The 16555-nt window shown below is 45.1% G+C and carries 17 protein-coding genes; 7 read left to right on the forward strand and 10 right to left on the reverse strand.

Features of this window, described 5'->3' with window-relative positions; translation table 11 throughout:
* The first annotated feature begins 38 nt into the window (after window positions 1–38).
* From QUA45_RS12870 to QUA45_RS12885, 4 genes are all read left to right on the forward strand, one after another.
* On the forward strand, window positions 39–863 hold the full coding sequence (locus tag QUA45_RS12870; protein WP_333220966.1) for a response regulator: 825 nt from the start codon (window positions 39–41) through the stop codon (window positions 861–863).
* A 217-nt stretch (window positions 864–1080) separates the two neighbouring features.
* On the forward strand, window positions 1081–1275 hold the full coding sequence (locus QUA45_RS12875; protein WP_333220967.1) for an ATP-binding protein: 195 nt from the start codon (window positions 1081–1083) through the stop codon (window positions 1273–1275).
* A gap of 559 nt (window positions 1276–1834) precedes the next feature.
* Entirely contained in the window at window positions 1835–2626 is a 792-nt protein-coding gene (hisF, locus tag QUA45_RS12880; protein WP_333097670.1) for an imidazole glycerol phosphate synthase subunit HisF, read from the forward strand.
* 432 nt (window positions 2627–3058) lie between these two features.
* Complete coding sequence (locus QUA45_RS12885) at window positions 3059–3400, forward strand: low temperature-induced protein (RefSeq protein ID WP_333084133.1); 342 nt, start codon at window positions 3059–3061, stop codon at window positions 3398–3400.
* A gap of 161 nt (window positions 3401–3561) precedes the next feature.
* On the opposite strand, the gene QUA45_RS12890 is transcribed toward QUA45_RS12885, so the two are convergent.
* On the reverse strand, window positions 3562–4578 hold the full coding sequence (locus QUA45_RS12890; protein WP_333041096.1) for a sulfate/molybdate ABC transporter ATP-binding protein: 1017 nt from the start codon (window positions 4576–4578) through the stop codon (window positions 3562–3564).
* A gap of 439 nt (window positions 4579–5017) precedes the next feature.
* Between QUA45_RS12890 and argC the strand changes: the two genes are divergently transcribed.
* The gene (gene argC / locus QUA45_RS12895) at window positions 5018–6076 is read left to right on the forward strand and encodes an N-acetyl-gamma-glutamyl-phosphate reductase (RefSeq protein WP_333071368.1); all 1059 of its coding nucleotides are present in this window, start codon (window positions 5018–5020) and stop codon (window positions 6074–6076) included.
* 108 nt (window positions 6077–6184) lie between these two features.
* On the opposite strand, the gene eno is transcribed toward argC, so the two are convergent.
* Entirely contained in the window at window positions 6185–7465 is a 1281-nt protein-coding gene (eno, locus tag QUA45_RS12900; protein WP_445243280.1) for a phosphopyruvate hydratase, read from the reverse strand.
* A gap of 302 nt (window positions 7466–7767) precedes the next feature.
* On the opposite strand from eno, the gene QUA45_RS12905 reads away from it, so the two are divergent.
* Window positions 7768–8682, forward strand: a complete 915-nt coding sequence (locus QUA45_RS12905; RefSeq protein WP_333220969.1) for a calcium-binding protein — start codon at window positions 7768–7770, stop codon at window positions 8680–8682.
* A gap of 158 nt (window positions 8683–8840) precedes the next feature.
* On the opposite strand, the gene QUA45_RS12910 is transcribed toward QUA45_RS12905, so the two are convergent.
* The 3 genes from QUA45_RS12910 to QUA45_RS12920 all read right to left on the reverse strand — a co-directional run bounded on the left by QUA45_RS12910 (window position 8841) and on the right by QUA45_RS12920 (window position 10522).
* On the reverse strand, window positions 8841–9491 hold the full coding sequence (locus QUA45_RS12910; RefSeq protein ID WP_333220971.1) for a nucleoside triphosphate pyrophosphatase: 651 nt from the start codon (window positions 9489–9491) through the stop codon (window positions 8841–8843).
* Between the two features lie 135 nt (window positions 9492–9626).
* On the reverse strand, window positions 9627–10166 hold the full coding sequence (psbP, locus tag QUA45_RS12915) for a photosystem II reaction center PsbP (protein ID WP_333097664.1): 540 nt from the start codon (window positions 10164–10166) through the stop codon (window positions 9627–9629).
* Between the two features lie 143 nt (window positions 10167–10309).
* Window positions 10310–10522, reverse strand: a complete 213-nt coding sequence (locus QUA45_RS12920) for a high light inducible protein (protein ID WP_190659021.1) — start codon at window positions 10520–10522, stop codon at window positions 10310–10312.
* Window positions 10523–10842: 320 nt separating this feature from the next.
* Between QUA45_RS12920 and QUA45_RS12925 the strand changes: the two genes are divergently transcribed.
* On the forward strand, window positions 10843–11454 hold the full coding sequence (locus QUA45_RS12925; RefSeq protein ID WP_333097663.1) for a hypothetical protein: 612 nt from the start codon (window positions 10843–10845) through the stop codon (window positions 11452–11454).
* Between the two features lie 362 nt (window positions 11455–11816).
* Here the strand turns inward: QUA45_RS12925 and larB are convergent, their stop codons facing one another.
* The 5 genes from larB to ispF form a co-directional block, all read right to left on the reverse strand.
* Complete coding sequence (gene larB, locus QUA45_RS12930; RefSeq protein ID WP_333220973.1) at window positions 11817–12620, reverse strand: nickel pincer cofactor biosynthesis protein LarB; 804 nt, start codon at window positions 12618–12620, stop codon at window positions 11817–11819.
* Window positions 12621–12737: 117 nt separating this feature from the next.
* Window positions 12738–14501, reverse strand: a complete 1764-nt coding sequence (locus QUA45_RS12935; protein ID WP_333220975.1) for an ABC transporter substrate-binding protein — start codon at window positions 14499–14501, stop codon at window positions 12738–12740.
* Between the two features lie 40 nt (window positions 14502–14541).
* Complete coding sequence (locus QUA45_RS12940) at window positions 14542–15117, reverse strand: PIN domain-containing protein (protein WP_333220977.1); 576 nt, start codon at window positions 15115–15117, stop codon at window positions 14542–14544.
* Window positions 15089–15487, reverse strand: coding sequence for a hypothetical protein (locus tag QUA45_RS12945; protein WP_333220979.1), 399 nt, complete (start codon window positions 15485–15487; stop codon window positions 15089–15091). The genes QUA45_RS12940 and QUA45_RS12945 overlap by 29 nt, the downstream gene beginning before the upstream one ends.
* A gap of 192 nt (window positions 15488–15679) precedes the next feature.
* On the reverse strand, window positions 15680–16159 hold the full coding sequence (ispF, locus tag QUA45_RS12950; protein WP_333220983.1) for a 2-C-methyl-D-erythritol 2,4-cyclodiphosphate synthase: 480 nt from the start codon (window positions 16157–16159) through the stop codon (window positions 15680–15682).
* Between the last annotated feature and the right edge of the window lie 396 nt (window positions 16160–16555).

Consider the following 16555-nt stretch of genomic DNA (forward strand, 5'->3'; position numbering starts at 1 on the left):
TTTGTAAATTTATGTATCCCATACCCAGTAAATTATGTATGACTGAAAACTCAGACAATCAATCTATTTTGATTGTAGATGATAATCCCAATAACCTAGAACTTCTAGCCCACATATTGACCGACGTGGGTTATCAAGTATCCGTTGCTATTGATGGTGAAACTGCGATTGAACAAGTAGAATATCATCCGCCAGAACTAATTTTATTAGATATAATGATGCCGCCCGGTATTGATGGCTTTGAGACTTGCCGACGATTGAAAGCTAATCCCTTAATCTGCGAAATTCCCATAATTTTTTTAAGTGCTTTATCTGATTTCCATAATAAAGTCAATGGATTATCTGTAGGAGCAGTTGATTATATTTCTAAGCCTTTCCAAAGTGAAGAAGTTTTAGCGAGAATTAGAATTCATTTAAAATTATATAATCTAACTAAAAAACTAGAACAACAGAAGCAACTACTAGAAGAAAAAGTTGAATTACGGACTGTGGAATTATTAGCAGCTAAAGAAGCCGCCGAAGCAGCCAACATTGCTAAAAGCCAGTTTCTCGCTAACATGAGCCATGAACTCCGCACCCCTCTCAATGCGATTATTGGCTATAGCGAAATGTTGCAAGAAGAAGCCGAAGATTTAGATCAAAAATTTTTTATCCCAGACCTGAAAAAAATTAACGGTGCAGGCACACATTTACTTGGACTAATTAACGACATTCTTGACTTGTCCAAAATTGAATCGGGGAAGGTTGAACTTTACTTAGAAACTGTTGATATCTCAGATTTAATTAGGGAAGTCATCATGATGATTAAGCCCCTGGTGGAGAAGAATGCTAATATATTGGTAGTTAACTGTGAACATAAATAATTTGGGAGATATGAAAACTGACTTAACTAAGGTACGTCAGAGCTTATTTAATCTACTTAGTAACGCTAGCAAATTTACAAAATAAGGTCAAATTACTATTAAGGTAGAAAAGAAATATAGAAAAACTGAAAGAGCCGATGGACAAAAACATAAATCAGCCATTCCGTATATTTTATTTAAGAGAAGTGATACTGGCGTTGGTATAGCTCCAGAACGAATGGAAAAACTGTTTCAACCATTCACCCAGGCTGATGCTTCAACTACACGACAGTATGGGGGTACTGGATTAGGGTTAGCAATTACTAGAAATTTGTCTCGGATTATGGGTGGAGATACGTTGGTTGAAAGCGAGGTGGGTAAGGGTTCTACTTTTACTATTATACTGCCTGCAGAAGTGATACTCCCAAAGTAAAACCAGCGATCGTAATTGCACTGTAACAAACAATTTTTATAAAAGTGCCTATTTTACATCCCCATTCTTATGACCATCAGCGATTTTAAGAAATCGGGTAAAACAGCAAGAAGCTGTGGCGTGTCAAAGTCCATTCCAGCAGAAATGTTTTGAATAATTTTAATAATTTTTTAGCATACCCCGAATCGGACTGATTGAGGTCTGTTGTTCTCAGATTAACTGTTGGTGAGGAGCGTAGGGAACCACTAAGAGTAAAAATCCTCTATGCTAGAGTAGGTGCTAAATGCCATAGATCTCGCTTTTGACTGCTTGGTTATGGCAAGCGTTGCGAAATTTATGATGATTTATCAAATTTTTAAAACGAATTTTATTTATTGTTACCGTCTCGTGATAGCTGAGAGATTGGTTATTTCTTGCCTGTCTAACTCGTTCTCCAGCTAGGAGTAAAGACCACAAGGAGGACGGAAAAAAACCACCCTAGCTTTCATCCCACCGCTAAGATGAGTACAGTTATAGCGGGGCACTTCCCGCCGAGTAAGTTAAATAGGAAGAGAATTGTATGTTGGCGAAAAGAATTTTACCTTGTCTGGATGTGAAAGCCGGTCGCGTGGTCAAAGGTGTCAATTTTGTCAATCTTCAGGATGCTGGCGATCCGGTAGAAATGGCTCAGGTTTACAATGATGCGGGTGCTGACGAGTTGGTATTTCTGGACATTACGGCGACTCACGAAGACCGGAATATTATGATTGATGTGGTGTACCGCACGGCCGATCGAGTATTTATCCCTTTGACGGTGGGCGGCGGCATCCAATCTTTAGACACCATTAAAAGTTTATTGAGGGCGGGCGCTGATAAAGTGAGTATTAATTCGGCGGCGGTGCGCGATCCGAGTTTAATTGACAAAGCCAGCGATCGATTTGGCAATCAGTGCATTGTAGTGGCGATCGACGCTCGCAAACGGCAAGACGCAGATAATCCTGGTTGGGACGTGTACGTGCGCGGAGGGCGAGAAAATACCGGCAAAGATGCGATCGCCTGGGCCAAAGAAGCCGAACAGCGCGGCGCCGGTGAAATTCTGGTGACAAGCATGGACTCGGACGGCACTCAAGCCGGTTACGATTTGGAATTAACTCGAAGCATTGCCGAAATTGTCGAAATTCCGGTCATTGCTTCCGGCGGCGCCGGCAACTGCCACCACATCTACGAAGCCGTGACTGAGGGCAAAGCAGAAGCAGCCCTGCTGGCTTCCCTGCTGCATTACGGGCAACTCAGTGTAGGAGAAATTAAAACTTATCTAGCAAAATTTCAAGTTCCCGTGCGACAGCAGCAGCCATTGGTTATTAGTCATTAGTCAGTGGATAGTCGGGCGCATCTCATATCTTGCAACATTTTCCACAAACCGCTCTGCGGTTTCACTCAAGCGCCCTCTCACATTGCAAACAGGCTAAATAAACCCGCCCCCACCCCACGATAAAATCAGTTACTGACATTGATACTGCTATGTGAGGCGCCTCCGAAGGCACTTGTAGAGAGTTTTTTGCTTCTACACAAGTGCCTTCTACATAAATCTCTTGGGGCGACCGACGCCACTCAACTAGAAATATTCCCTGAGAAGGATTTCAAATACCAGCTTTTTCAGCTAAATATTATATATTAACTCAATTTGAAAGAAAGCAACGGTTGCTTTTATCAAAATAGAGTTAAAGATTGTGCAGAATATGAGTGAGCTTCATCCTGTTAACAATCTTAGCGATCAAAACTTCTAAAAACGGAGAAATTTTGTATGTCTTTTATCAGCTTTAACTTCCCTGCCAAGCGTTTAGTCCGCACTTTAATAGCTGTTTGTTTTTGTGCCTTGATGTTTGTTTCTAATGCTTTTCCCGCTTTTGCCGTTACTAGCAGCCCCACCAAAGGTGAAGACCAACTTTTAGGGATTGAAAAAGAATCTCAAGAAGCTGTACTCAAAAAACCAATGTCCTTGGAAGAAACTCAAGAGAAAGCCAGCAAAGGACCCAACGAAGTTCAGGGAGACGCTGACATTGAAAAAATGAAAAATCCTTCCAATACACAAGCTACATCCTTTGAGCAACAAGTCAAAAAAGCTGTCAGCAAGATTAAAGACTAACTCAGCGCGCAGTAGTCACCGGACAGTTGTCTGTATAAAAGATTAGGGACACGGCGCGGTGCCGTGTCCCTATAATTTTTTTTGTAGAAACACCGCACCGCGCCACCTCCTTGGAAAAGCCGTATCCAATCTAAATTTAGCTTTAGTTTTCAGAATTGGTGTTAGATGGAATAAAAAAGTGGAAAGGACTTGGCATCTTTTGGCTTTACAAAAACTCTTTGCTGGGGCTGCAAGTTCAAGCTATCGAATCTTTCTCTAGTCAAATTAGCGTTTACTACTTGACCGTCATCTAAGGTTAATTCTACCTGAATTTCCCATCCCAAATGAATCAAGCGACTGATTCTGGCAGGCACCGTTGCACTATTTTCTGTAGTTTCAATTACTACATCGTGAGGGCGCAAGAAAATCTCTGGGTTGGCTGAGTCAAACCCGTTGTCTTGAAACATTCTTGAACTGCTGGGCAATACATTGACTGGGCCGATAAAACTCATTACGAAAGCACTAGCTGGATGGTCGTAAATTTCTGCGGGTGTGCCGACTTGTTCGATTTTACCTTTATTCATTACTGTAATTCGATCGGCAACTTCCATCGCTTCTTCTTGATCGTGCGTCACAAAGACTGTGGTAACGTGAACTTCGTCGTGCAGCCGCCGCAACCAAGCACGCAAATCTTTGCGAACTTTGGCATCGAGAGCTCCAAAAGGTTCGTCTAGCAGTAACACTTTCGGTTCCACAGCCAGGGCTCTGGCGAGGGCCACCCGCTGCCGCTGGCCTCCTGAAAGTTGCGACGGGTATCTATCGCCCAATCCTGCCAATTGCACTAAATTCAACAATTCTTCTACCCGCGATTTGACTTTCGCGGGTGGTGTTTTCTGAATTTGCATCCCGAAAGCGATGTTTTTTCGCACTGTCATGTGCTTGAATAGCGCGTAGTGCTGAAACACGAACCCAATTTTGCGGTCTTGGACGCTAGTATTGGTGGCATCCTGGCCTGTTAGCCAGATTTTGCCGGAGTCGGGCATTTCTAAACCGGCAATCAGTCGCAGCAGTGTAGACTTGCCTGAACCAGACGGGCCCAGCAATGCGACTAGGGAACCCGATTCAATTTCTAAGCTGACTCGATCGAGTGCTTGGAAACTGCCAAACTGTTTTGATACGTTTTCTACAACTATGCCCATAGGTAGGAAGAAGGAAGGGGGAAGACGGAAGAGGGAACAAGCAAGAGGGAAGAAGCAAGAGACAAGAGGCAAGAGGGAAAAATTTTAATCTCCGGTTTGTGGATGGGTTAAAGTAAGTTTTTTTATAGCACGATCGCACATCAGTTTGTTAATTTTAGGGTTTTGGCGATCGGTCAGTCGATTTTAGATTTTAGATTTTAGATTTACTTGCACCTTTGAATTTGGAAGATGGAACTTTGGTCTCAAGTTTGGGACTCTCCAGGAAAGGAGTCCGGGCTTTCCATCCGTTTTTGGGCGGGGTCAAACAGCCGAAAATTAACAAAAATGCACCTCCAACACAAAACAACACAATTCTTTGCCACCAAAGTTGGCGTTTGGTACTACAATGCAGCAAAAGTTCAAGCGTTTTTGACTTCAACGGCTGAGGGGATAAAGGAAAATGGGAGATGTTGGACGTGTGCCTGTAGGAATTATCGGCGCTTCAGGGTACGGCGGCGTGCAACTTGTGCGACTGCTGGCGGATCACCCAGCGGCTGAAGTAGTGTATTTGGGCGGGGATAGCAGTGCGGGAAAACCTTTTTCCAGCCTTTATCCGCATTTGACTAACTGCATTGACTTGACTGTGGAGGCGATCGACTTAGACAAAATAGCGGCAAAATGTGAAGTTGTGTTTCTGTCGCTGCCGAACGGTTTAGCTTGCAAAATGGCACCGACGCTGCTCGAAAAAGGCTGTAAAGTCTTGGATTTGTCGGCTGACTACAGATTTGAAAATCTGGAAACTTACAAAGCTTGGTACGGCGGCGAGCGATCGGACTCATCAGTGGCTGCAACGGCTGTTTACGGTTTGCCAGAATTGTATCGCGATCGAATTAAAGACGCTCAGTTAGTAGGCTGTGCGGGCTGCTACGTCACTGCTAGTTTGTTAGCCCTGGCACCTTTGCTAAAACAAGGCCTCATTGTGCCAGAAACAGCAATTATAGACGCCAAATCCGGTGCTTCGGGAGGGGGCCGGAAAGCCGAAGTTAATCTCTTATTAGCTGAAGCAGAGGGTTCTCTGGGTGCTTACGGCGTTGGCCGCCACCGTCACACGCCAGAAATCGAGCAAATTTGCAGCGATTTAGCGGGACACGATATTAAAGTTCAGTTTACTCCCCACCTAATTCCGATGGTGCGCGGAATTCTGGCGACTGTTTATGCAACTTTGCGCGATCCAGGTTTGGTGCGGGAAGATTTAATCACAATTTTCAGCGCTTTTTACCGCAATTGTCCTTGGGTAAAAGTGTTGCCTGCTGGAGTTTATCCGCAAACAAAATGGGCTTGTGGTACGAATCTTTGTTACATCGGCATCGAAGTCGATCCGCGTACTGACAGGGTGATTGTACTGTCGGCGATCGACAATTTAATTAAGGGACAAGCCGGTCAAGGCATCCAGTGCATGAACTTGATGATGGGCTGGGAAGAAACTTTGGGCTTGCCACAATTGGCTTTCTATCCTTAATTGGTAATTGGGCATTGGGCATTGGGCATTGGGCATTGGTAATGAAAATTAAAAACTAACCGATTACCGATTACCAATTACCCATTCCCAATTACCAATTACCAAGTGTTATTTAGGTCCGTAACCGATCGACCCAGCATAAATTGCCCGATCGCCCAATTGGTCTTCAATCCGCAATAAACGGTTATATTTGGCAACTCGTTCGCTGCGACACAAAGAACCAGTCTTGATTTGACCGGCGCGAGTCGCTACCGCTAAATCGGCAATTGTGGTATCTTCAGTTTCACCGGAACGGTGGCTGATGACTGCTCGATAGCTGTTCCGCTTGCCCAGGTCGATCGTATCCAAAGTCTCTGTCAAAGAACCAATTTGATTCAGCTTAATCAAAATCGAATTGCTAGCTTTCAAATCAATTCCTTTTTGCAGCCGCGTGCGATTAGTAACAAACAAATCGTCACCTACCAACTGAACTTTGCTGCCCATTTTCTGCGTCAGCGCTACCCAACTGTCCCAATCGTCTTCGTGCAAACCATCTTCAATCGAAATAATCGGATATTGACTCACCAAACCATCCAAATAATCGATTAATTCTGCCGGCGAATGAGCCACACCGTCGTAAGTGTACTGCCCATCTTTGTAAAATTCGCTAGCAGCAACATCCAAAGCCAAAGCAACTTGTTCACCCGGTTTGTAGCCAGCTTTTTCAATAGCTGCAATCAACAAATCCAAAGCTGCTTGATTGGATTTCAGATTAGGCGCAAAACCGCCTTCATCACCCACACCAGTCAGCAAACCCTCAGCTTTTAAGACTTTACTCAAGGATTCAAATACCTCTGCACCCCAGCGTAAAGCTTCTTTAAAAGAAGGCGCACCCACAGGGACAATCATAAATTCTTGAATGTCGACATTATTGTTAGCGTGAGATCCCCCGTTGATCACGTTCATCAAAGGCACGGGTAAAACGTTAGCTAAGGGGCCGCCCAAGTAGCGGTAAAGGGGGAGTCCTAAAGTTTCGGCGGCCGCCTTTGCTGTGGCTAAGGAGACTCCGAGAATGGCATTTGCGCCGAGGTGGGATTTGTTAGGGGAACCGTCCAAGTCAATCATGGTTTTGTCTACGAGTGCTTGGTCGATCGCATCGAGATTAGCCAAAGCGGGGGCAATTTTGTGCTCGACGTTAGAGACGGCTTTCAGGACGCCTTTACCGCCGTAACGGCTTTTGTCGTCGTCGCGGAGTTCGTGGGCTTCAAAAGAGCCTGTAGAGGCGCCGCTGGGGACTTGGGCGAGCCCCACAACACCGTTGGCTAGGTAAACTTCAGCTTCAATGGTGGGGCGGCCGCGGGAGTCGAGGATTTCTCTGGCTTGAATAGATTCGATCGCAGTGTCTAGCATATTAATTATTCCGAACTTAACTCAAGGTTTCATGACAATTAGCAGTCTCTGGGTTTTCCCACGCTGACTGCTGACGGGTAATAGAGTACGCGATCCCCAGAATTATTGGTGCACAGTTCAAAATATTTGCGGATTTGGACGAGCAGGTTAGTCTCAATAAGCTAGGCTTGTTGAACAAAGATATCCGGCAATTTTGACAATAATTTGATTGTTTTAACCCCAGATTGCCGCAGATTTCTTAATTGGAACCTTTGTTAAAATCAGAATATCAACAAAGTTAATCAAACAAGGAGAAACTTAGGATGTTAGAAACAAATCTCGGAGAAATTAGAGCATTAGCTGAAAATTCAGACCCAATTATTGCTGATCCCCCAAACATCAAATTACTCACAGGGCTATTGCCAAATCCAGCCAGCGACCCCAACTTTTTTGACTTAACTCCCAATGACGACGCATTTCTATTAGCAAATGGAATTCTGCGGAATACTCCCGGAGGTTTGCGTGCCTTAGCTGGTAACGATTTTGTCAGAGGTTCCGGTGGTGCGGAACTGATAAACGGTAACAGTGGCACAGATACTTTAATCGGAGGTTGTGGCAGCGATACTATTCGCGGGGGCCAAGATTTTGACATGCTTTATGGAGAATGTGGCAGCGATTTTGTCAGCGGAGATCAAGGTGATGACTACGTTTATGGAGGCACGGCCAATGACTTTATTCGCGGTGGTAAAGGGAATGATGCTTTAGTAGGAGAGAGTGGAAACGATACTCTCATCGGTGATGCTGGAATTGATAGACTTTGGGGAAGTGAAGGCGCAGATATGTTTGTCCTCCGCACAGAAGCGGGAGCAACTTCGGGGGAGATTGGTTCGCTTCAACCGCCTCCTAGTGGCAATTTTGATGTAGATGAAGTGCCGGCAGATTTTCTTCTCGATTACAATCCGGCTGAAGGTGATGTAATTGGATTGGCGGGAGGACTGACGCAAAATGATATTGTTTTGACCGAAAGGTTTTTAACAATTGGTGATGCCAGAGATTATGACAGCAGTGGCCCTTTTCCTCCGGGAATTCCTCGCACTGCTGATTTTAGAATTTTAAATACTAAGGCGACGGTGATTCGGGAAGCTAGCACCGGCAATATCTTGGGTTTGGTGAAGGATGTTTCGCCGGCTCAACTTCAGTTTATACCTATATCGGAGGGGGCGCTCACTCTAGGTTAATTCAAATCGGTACACATTGCTGCTAAGAAGCAGAACACGGACAGGGGGGACGCCCATCCCACAACACCAAGGCTATCAATCCTCGTTCCCAGGCTCTGCCTGGGAAGGCATATCAGCGAGGCTGTGCCTCCCGATTCCTGACATGAATTTAACAATATTTAAGATTGCCAGAAATCCGCCACATCATATCCCATTTCGGTGAGCATTTGCCGCAGCAGAGGTAAGCTCAAACCAATCACATTTGTGTGACATCCTTCGATTTGTTCGACAAAAAAGCCGCCTTTACCTTCCAATGCAAAACAGCCTGCACATTGCAAGGGTTCTCCGGTGGCGACGTAGGCTGCAATTTGGCGGGAGGTAACTTCCGCAAAATGAACTTTTGTAACTTGACAGCGAATAAGCGATCGCGACCTAGCCTCACCAAAGTCATCGAATCTAGTATCAATTAAAGCATGACCCGTATAGAGTTCGCCCACCTTACCGCGCATTTTCTGCCAGCGCGAGATTGCTTCTTCCGCATCCTTGGGTTTGCCGTGAATTTCGCCATCTATGAGCAAAATTGAATCGCATCCCAACACCAAACAAGATTTGGGATTGGGGATTTGCGCGTGAGAATTAGCCAGTAAAAACTTAGCTACAGCCTCAGCTTTTCCCTCTGCTAAAACCTGCACTAAATTAGTGGCATCCCTCATTTGTATTTGCCCTTCATCAAAGTCGCTGGGGCAAATCACAGCTTGAATGCCGGCATTTTCTAGGAGGCGACGGCGCGCTGGAGAAGCTGAAGCTAATACAAAAGTTGGAATTTTCATAATAAGTTAAGAAGGAAGAAGGAAGAAGGAAGAAGGAAGAAGGAAGAAAGAAAAGGTAAGAAGGAAGAAAAAGAAACTATTCCCCATCCCCAATGCCCATGCCCCATTCCCCATTCCCAATTACTTTTTAACCTACTAATAAACAGAGAAAGATTTAACAACTTTCTCAAAAGCTTCTTTTACTTTGGGCCAGCGTTCTTCGGTAGTGGAAACGTTAAGCGTAAAAAGTTTGCCGCGGCTGACGGCTACACTCGCTAAGTTGTGCCGTTCTTGGTTTGGTAACTTAACGGCGTATTCTAAAATGTAATAGTTTTTCGATCGCGATTCACGAGCTTCTGCATTGACTAATTCAGCTTCGCGGCCGGAATCACTCGGGGCGATGGCACTTTTGCTGAGCTTGTATCCCACATCCGTCGGCGTTCCCAAATCCGCCAGAGTTTTGCCCCCCGCGACTGGACTGATTACCACGCTGACGTTCTCGGTTTGCTGAATCAAATCGCGGAAGACCACATCGGGCCCGTTAGAAACCGCGATCGGCAGCCAGCCGTTAGGATAGAGAAATTGATAGCCGTCGCCAGTATCAACGTAGCTTTTGAGTCCGGTGACTTTAGACACACAACCTGTCAAGGTGAGGCTTAGAACCACCAGAAGTATTGCCGCAATTCGTTTGAGCATTCTTTTTACAAGTAGGGTAAAACAAAAATATTTAATTTTAATTGTCTCATCAAACCTTGCCCCTCAAAATAGTTAAGCTATGGATCGCTGTTTGTGTACCGCCAGCGATCCATAGCCATATAGTTTAATTGTTAACAAAATCATTACAGGTGAGTCAGCCAGCTAATCAGCCCGTGCTTGGTCGAAACTTCTAAAGCCAAGAGAGAAACAAAGCCAATCATGGCTAGGCGGCCGTTTAAGCGTTCTGCGTAGGGGGTAAAGCCAGTGCGGGGTTCGTCATCGACGTATACTTGCGGCTCGATCGCAAAATTGTTCATTTTGCCTTGGTCGTCCAGCATTAAGCCTCTGTTACTCATGTTTTTTTCCTAAATGGTTTTTAGTGTACTGTAAATAAATGTAACAGACTTGTGAAGATATGTAAAGGATTGTGAGAAATTTTTTTTAAAGACCTCGATCTGACACCAGTAAAAAAATGCAACTGCAGGCAAGCTCTAAACCCTTATAGAGTAAGTCTTTCCCCAATCTAAAATCTAAAATCTAAAATCTAAAATGGTAGGACTGTGGGTAGACTCTGGGCCCCGGAGGGGGGAGGATAGAGTGGAGAGGCACAAAAGTCGATGGTGTATGGCAAATCCAGTCTGGGTTTGACGAAAATTGTGGAACGGAGGAAAAATTTATGCGGGCCAGTCTGGAAATGCGGTGGTTTTATAGCGGTGCACTGCCAAAATCGATCAATCAATGGTTTGGAAGCGAGAGTCTCGGCGGGTATCTTTCGCCTCCTGAAGAGCGGGAAGACATATATTTGCTAGTACCAAGCTGCGACTACTTGGGAGTGAAGCTGCGTGGGAAAACTTTGGAGGTAAAGTGGCGTCAGGGAGAGTTGGGGACGATGCAGTTCGGCAACCGCTGGGAAGGCAAAGCCGAAAAGTGGCTGAAGTGGGTTTGTGCGGACACGATAGCGCCGATACCAGCGGATATTGTGGCGACAGGAAAGTGGGTGGCAGTCAAGAAAAAGCGAGCGCAGCGTCTTTATCAAGTTTCGACCCCTGGTTCCCTGATGTCTGTGCCTGTGGAAGCCCCAATTCCCCAAGGTTGCACCGTGGAACTTACTCAGTTGAACATTAACGGCAGCGCGTGGTGGACTTTGGGATTTGAAGCGTTTGGCAGTGAAAGTTGTTTGACAGAAAGCCTGCAAACAGTAGCTAGTTGGACTAGCAAGAGTTATCAGGCGCAAAAGTTAAAAGCTGAGGATTCTTCTGCTTATCCGATTTGGCTGGGCAGCAAGTAATATCAAATCCGGCAATAATACCTCCTGTATTTTTAGTCGCCCTCTGCTGGGACGAGAGGGAAGTGTAAACGCGGTTTCAACCGCCGAGTCTGGCAGTCCTGGACGCCACTGGCATAGATAGTAAGGTGCTCTACTACCCGTAATCTTCAATAATCTTTCAATAACGGAGTCTGACGCACCTGAGATGTTGCACCATTTTCAATGAGGTTTTTTAGCGGGCAGGATGCCCACCCCACAAGAAAACTCACTCTTTGTGTAACAGGCCGGAAAGCCTGTTGTTGAGAATGGTGCAAGATGCACCCTAAAAATCGATCGTCGTGTGATAGTTGGCTTTAGTCTTATCTAATCGAGGGGGTTTGTAACTATTCCCCCTCTCTCCCATTCTCCCCCTCTTTGATTCTCCCCACTCTGCCAGCAGTTCTCAGAATTTGACAAGCCAAAATCGCCGCCCCAAACCCATTATCAATATTCACCACACCCACACCAGCCGCACAAGAATTGAGCATAGTTAAAAGAGGAGCAATCCCGCCAAAACTCGCGCCGTAACCCACACTTGTCGGCACAGCAATCACAGGACAATCTGCCAAACCCGCAACCACACTCGCCAAAGCGCCTTCCATACCCGCAACCGCAATCAACACATCAGCACCGGCAATCACGTGCCGGTTGCTCAGCAAGCGGTGAATGCCGGCAACTCCGACATCCCACAAACGTCGCACCTGAAAACCGCAAAGTTCCGCAGTAATTGCCGCCTCTTCCGCTACAGGCAAATCCGCCGTTCCCGCACTGATAATAGTCACAGTACCCGAATGCTGCGGAGTTGGGGAATTAGGAGAAATTGCACAAATTCGAGCCTTTTGGTAGTAGCACAAATCTGGTATTTTTTGTTGCAATTGCTCGAAAACTTTCGGTTCGATTCGTGTCGCCATCACCGCAGAATTTCGCCCGCGCATCGCCTCGATAATCTCAACAATTTGGTCGGGCGTTTTCCCCGGTCCCCAAATTACTTCAGGAAAACCAGTTCTTAAAGTACGGTGGTGGTCAATTTTGGCAAAATCGCCGACTTGTTCAAAGTCAAAATGCTTTAATTTATCCAAAGCTGCGATCGGGCTAATATCGCCTGCGGCAACTGATTCGAGTAACTTCTGTAAAATTTCAGGTTCCATAAATATTAGTCAGTTGTCAGTTGTCCGTTATCCGTTGTCAGTTGTCAGTTGTCAGTTGTCCGTTATCATTAGTAAAAAATAACCAATAACAACTAACAAATAACCAATAATAACTGACTATTCTGCAATTTTCAGCTCGTACAAATTCCAGAAAGCACCGCCCAGGGCACTGTAGCGAATTCCCGAAACGCGATCGCGTACCGCCTCAAAAGTCAGCGGATTCACCATATAAATAAAAGGCACTTGTTCTGCTATAATCCGCTGCGTTTCTCCATAAAGCTCCTTGCGCTTCGCCTCATCCAGCTCCTGGGAAGCTTTCACGTAAAGGTCATCGATTTTCTGCTCCCAGTCATCAACTTTCCAAGCCTTAATCGGGGGTTCTCCGGATTGCGGGCCCTGGTTGAAACTGTGCAAAGTTCCATTGACTGACCAAATATTGTAGCCGCTGTGCGGTTCAGTACCTCCCGTAAAACCACCGAGGTAAGTATCCCAATTCCGCGTCAATCGCAGTTTTTCCACATAAGTGTTAAAACTCAGGAACTGCGTATCAATTTGCATCCCCAGTTTGCCTAAATCTTGCTTAATCTGTGTTCCCATTTGTTCCCGAACTTTTTTACCCGCAGCCATCAACAAAGTAAATCGCACTTTGTTGCTATCTGCATCCAATAATTGTCCCTCACTGTTATATTTGAAACCAGCACTTAACAGCAACTCTTTGGCTTTTTCCAAATCGTAACTATAAGTTTTCAATCCCTGTTCTGGGGACAGGTAGAACGGACTTTGCGCCGGGATTGGGGAATGCAGCGGCGCGCCAAGTCCGCGATAAATATTGTTAGTCATCGCCTCGCGGTTGATGCCGTAGGCGATCGCCTGCCGAAATTCTTTACTCGCGAACCAGCGAGACTTAACCGGGTCTACAAACGGCTGATTTTGAGCATTGCGCCCCTTATTCAGATTGAAACACATAAACACGCTGCCTGTATCCGGGCCGCCGTTGAAGACCGTATATTTGCCGCGTTTTTCCTCCCGTTTCAGTAGGGGAAACACTTCCGGCTCCACGTTTAGAGTATCCAAATCGCCAGATCGAAAATTCAGCAGTTGATTATCAGTATTTTCGATAATTTGCCAAACAATTTGCTGGATGTAAGGCTGGACATTTCCCTCAGCATCTTTGCGCCAAAAATACGGATTTCTTTCCAAAACCACGCGCTGATTGGGAGTGTAGCTCAGCATTCGATATTGACCATTCCCCACAATTTTTTTAGGGTCAGTATCCGTCCCCCAAGTAGTCAGGAATTTAGGTTTGCCGTCGGCATCTGTATTTTCGACAGCTTCCTGTAAAATATGAGCTGGTAAAATTGGGATTCCCCCAGCATATCTAATAAATGGAGCAAAGGGTTCTGCAACGGAAAATTCAACACGGCGGCTGTCTATTTTTTTAACTGTTGGGAATTGGCGACTCATGCCAACCCTCAGAGTATCTTTCAAACCGCTAGGGATTTTGTCATTGAAATAAATCTTTTCATAGCTAAAGATAATGTCATCAGTAGTCATCGGTTCGCCGTCCGACCATTTCAACCCCTCTCGCAGGGTGAAGACAATCTTTTTGCCATCTTTAGAAACTTCCCACGACTCGGCTAAACCGGGTTCTAGCTCCGATGTCAAGCCGTTTTCGTTGATCAATCCCTCGTACATATAGCCAAAGACGCTGTATGCAGATTGATTTAGCGGGTAGTTAAAGGTAGCTGGGCCGCTGGGGGTAGGAACGATGAGTCTGTTTGCTAAGTTCGTCGATCGGGCTGGAGTGCACGCAGACAGAGTTATAGTGCCAATTGCCACAAGTAAAATCGCCAGCCAGCGCAGTCTTGAATGTAACATCATAGAAATTTTCATAATTTTTTAGTTTACCACCTGCGTGCAACTATGACTGAGATTGTAACCAACCGAGAAAGTCTTCAGTGCGTGAAAAATACTTGGTTATCCCTACTTCCTCCAAAGCATATTGAACTTCTGGTAGTTTGCGCAATTCTTTGACGTTGCCACTTAGAAATGCTTTGGTTTCTGTGGGGTGCAAGCGGGCATGACTCAAGATATAGTGTAAAATCAAATTGTCTGTTGGGTCTTTTTCGATGATAGTTGTGTTTAAGCTGGCTTCGAGAATCTCTGTATTTAATACAATCATTTCTGCATTTTGCGACAGCATATAAATTGCTTCACGCAATCGAAATTGAATTTCATCTATTCGATTGCTATAGTAAATCAATGACTGTTCTAGGTGCAAAGATAGAGATGCGACCTGTTCAGATCTCACATCTCGCTTTGTTTCACTGATTTGACGCCCTAGCTGTTCCTTAAAATACTTTTGTCGCTTCAAGTCGTCCTCTAAAGCCGATAGAGACTCCATATAACAAATGCTGGGTATAACCAACTGAACTGATGATGAGAAATCCCGCAGCAACATAATTGCTTCAGCCTCGCGCCCTGTAGCAATACTCATCAAAAAATTGGTCTCGATATATAGAATTGCCACCTAATTTCACTCCGGATTTTGTTGTTCCACCTGCTAGCAGCGGCAGCAAACCGATTGCTGCTATCTGTTCAGACGCTGGGGGAATTTCTGAATTCCAGTGATAGGCCAAGTCATGCAGCCACGCTTCTACCAGCGTTTCAATAGTATGTCCAAATATCCCTTTGCTACCAAAGTCAGGCTGATAATAACGAAGTATTTCACCCGTGTTTAGAGAGCAAACAGGTTCAGATAAATTCACGCCGTCCCATTGGAAAATCCGAATTTGTTCGGTGTCAACCAACATAGCATAGGGAATGACTGTGCGTTGTTCGGACATCTTAGCTAACGCAGCTTTCATCCAAGAAATTATGTAATCAGCAATCCTCTGCTTTTTTGCTGCTGTTTCTTAAGCTTGAATAATTGTGACCTCGATTAGCGCGACTATGCGATCGTCCTTATCCAATGCGATAATATCTGCGTCTGTGGGTAACTCTAAATCCAAGGTTTCAGTTTGCATGGTTTTGGCTTTCCTAAAACGTAGATTAAAGTTCTATTTTAGCACTAACAAAACTACAGCATAGGCTGCAATTCCTTCTTCTCTCCCCACCGGCCCTAACTTTTCGTTTGTAGTAGCTTTGATGCCGATTTGGTCGGGTTTTAATTGTAGGACGGAAGAAAGCCGATCGCGCATTTGCTCAATATGCGGTTTCAGCTTTGGACGTTCTGCCACCACCACCGAATCAATATTCCCGATTTCCCAGCCTTTATCTAATATTAACTGATTGACTTGTGCCAGCAATACGAGACTATCAGCACCTTTCCATTTCGAGTCAGTCGGCGGGAAATACAGACCGATATCTCCTAAGCTGAGAGCTCCGAGCATCGCGTCCATAATCGCATGAGTGAGCACGTCTGCGTCGCTGTGACCGAGCAATCCTAATTCGTGAGGAATGTGGACGCCGCCGAGGATGAGGGGGCGTTCTGGGACTAAGCAGTGAATGTCGTAGCCGTTGCCGATGCGGATGTTCATGTAAAATTGAGGTTTGGGAAGTATAGCAAAAAACAATTATTTCATATTTGTGAGGAGATAGCTGAAAAATAATGGTCTTGATTTACGGACTTTGCGGTAATTGTAGCAAAGACATATAAATGTCGGTTGGTCAGTCTGTCTTCGACAAAAAAGTTTTCTGGCATCTATCTTATAGTTGTCCTTATTGCGGGTAGGCAATCAGGGTAAACGCATCTTAATTTCAACCTAAAACATGATAAGATGAAGTATTTAGGTAAATCAAGTGCGTAATTCATAGGTGCGAGCGATGGCGAAAGGGTTTACTTCGACTTTAACTTCCCAACAAAAAACAATAGGTGTATCGAATCCGACAGACTTATTGAACATTAGTTTTTTAAACCATTTTGAGAACTTGAC

Origin of the sequence: Microcoleus sp. Pol12A5, assembly GCF_036701435.1 — a bacterium.
Classification (GTDB): Bacteria; Cyanobacteriota; Cyanobacteriia; order Cyanobacteriales; family Microcoleaceae; genus Microcoleus.

Excerpts from the sequence above, each read along its gene's own strand:
- QUA45_RS12870 (WP_333220966.1), top strand. The coding sequence starts at position 39 with ATGACTGAAAACTCAGACAATCAATCTATTTTGATTGTAGATGATAAT.
- QUA45_RS12875 (WP_333220967.1), top strand. The coding sequence starts at position 1,081 with ATGGAAAAACTGTTTCAACCATTCACCCAGGCTGATGCTTCAACTACA.
- hisF (WP_333097670.1), top strand. The coding sequence starts at position 1,835 with ATGTTGGCGAAAAGAATTTTACCTTGTCTGGATGTGAAAGCCGGTCGC.
- QUA45_RS12885 (WP_333084133.1), top strand. The coding sequence starts at position 3,059 with ATGTCTTTTATCAGCTTTAACTTCCCTGCCAAGCGTTTAGTCCGCACT.
- QUA45_RS12890 (WP_333041096.1), bottom strand. The coding sequence starts at position 4,578 with ATGGGCATAGTTGTAGAAAACGTATCAAAACAGTTTGGCAGTTTCCAA.
- argC (WP_333071368.1), top strand. The coding sequence starts at position 5,018 with ATGGGAGATGTTGGACGTGTGCCTGTAGGAATTATCGGCGCTTCAGGG.
- eno (WP_445243280.1), bottom strand. The coding sequence starts at position 7,465 with ATGCTAGACACTGCGATCGAATCTATTCAAGCCAGAGAAATCCTCGAC.
- QUA45_RS12905 (WP_333220969.1), top strand. The coding sequence starts at position 7,768 with ATGTTAGAAACAAATCTCGGAGAAATTAGAGCATTAGCTGAAAATTCA.
- QUA45_RS12910 (WP_333220971.1), bottom strand. The coding sequence starts at position 9,491 with ATGAAAATTCCAACTTTTGTATTAGCTTCAGCTTCTCCAGCGCGCCGT.
- psbP (WP_333097664.1), bottom strand. The coding sequence starts at position 10,166 with ATGCTCAAACGAATTGCGGCAATACTTCTGGTGGTTCTAAGCCTCACC.
- QUA45_RS12920 (WP_190659021.1), bottom strand. The coding sequence starts at position 10,522 with ATGAGTAACAGAGGCTTAATGCTGGACGACCAAGGCAAAATGAACAAT.
- QUA45_RS12925 (WP_333097663.1), top strand. The coding sequence starts at position 10,843 with ATGCGGGCCAGTCTGGAAATGCGGTGGTTTTATAGCGGTGCACTGCCA.
- larB (WP_333220973.1), bottom strand. The coding sequence starts at position 12,620 with ATGGAACCTGAAATTTTACAGAAGTTACTCGAATCAGTTGCCGCAGGC.
- QUA45_RS12935 (WP_333220975.1), bottom strand. The coding sequence starts at position 14,501 with ATGATGTTACATTCAAGACTGCGCTGGCTGGCGATTTTACTTGTGGCA.
- QUA45_RS12940 (WP_333220977.1), bottom strand. The coding sequence starts at position 15,117 with ATGAGTATTGCTACAGGGCGCGAGGCTGAAGCAATTATGTTGCTGCGG.
- QUA45_RS12945 (WP_333220979.1), bottom strand. The coding sequence starts at position 15,487 with ATGAAAGCTGCGTTAGCTAAGATGTCCGAACAACGCACAGTCATTCCC.
- ispF (WP_333220983.1), bottom strand. The coding sequence starts at position 16,159 with ATGAACATCCGCATCGGCAACGGCTACGACATTCACTGCTTAGTCCCA.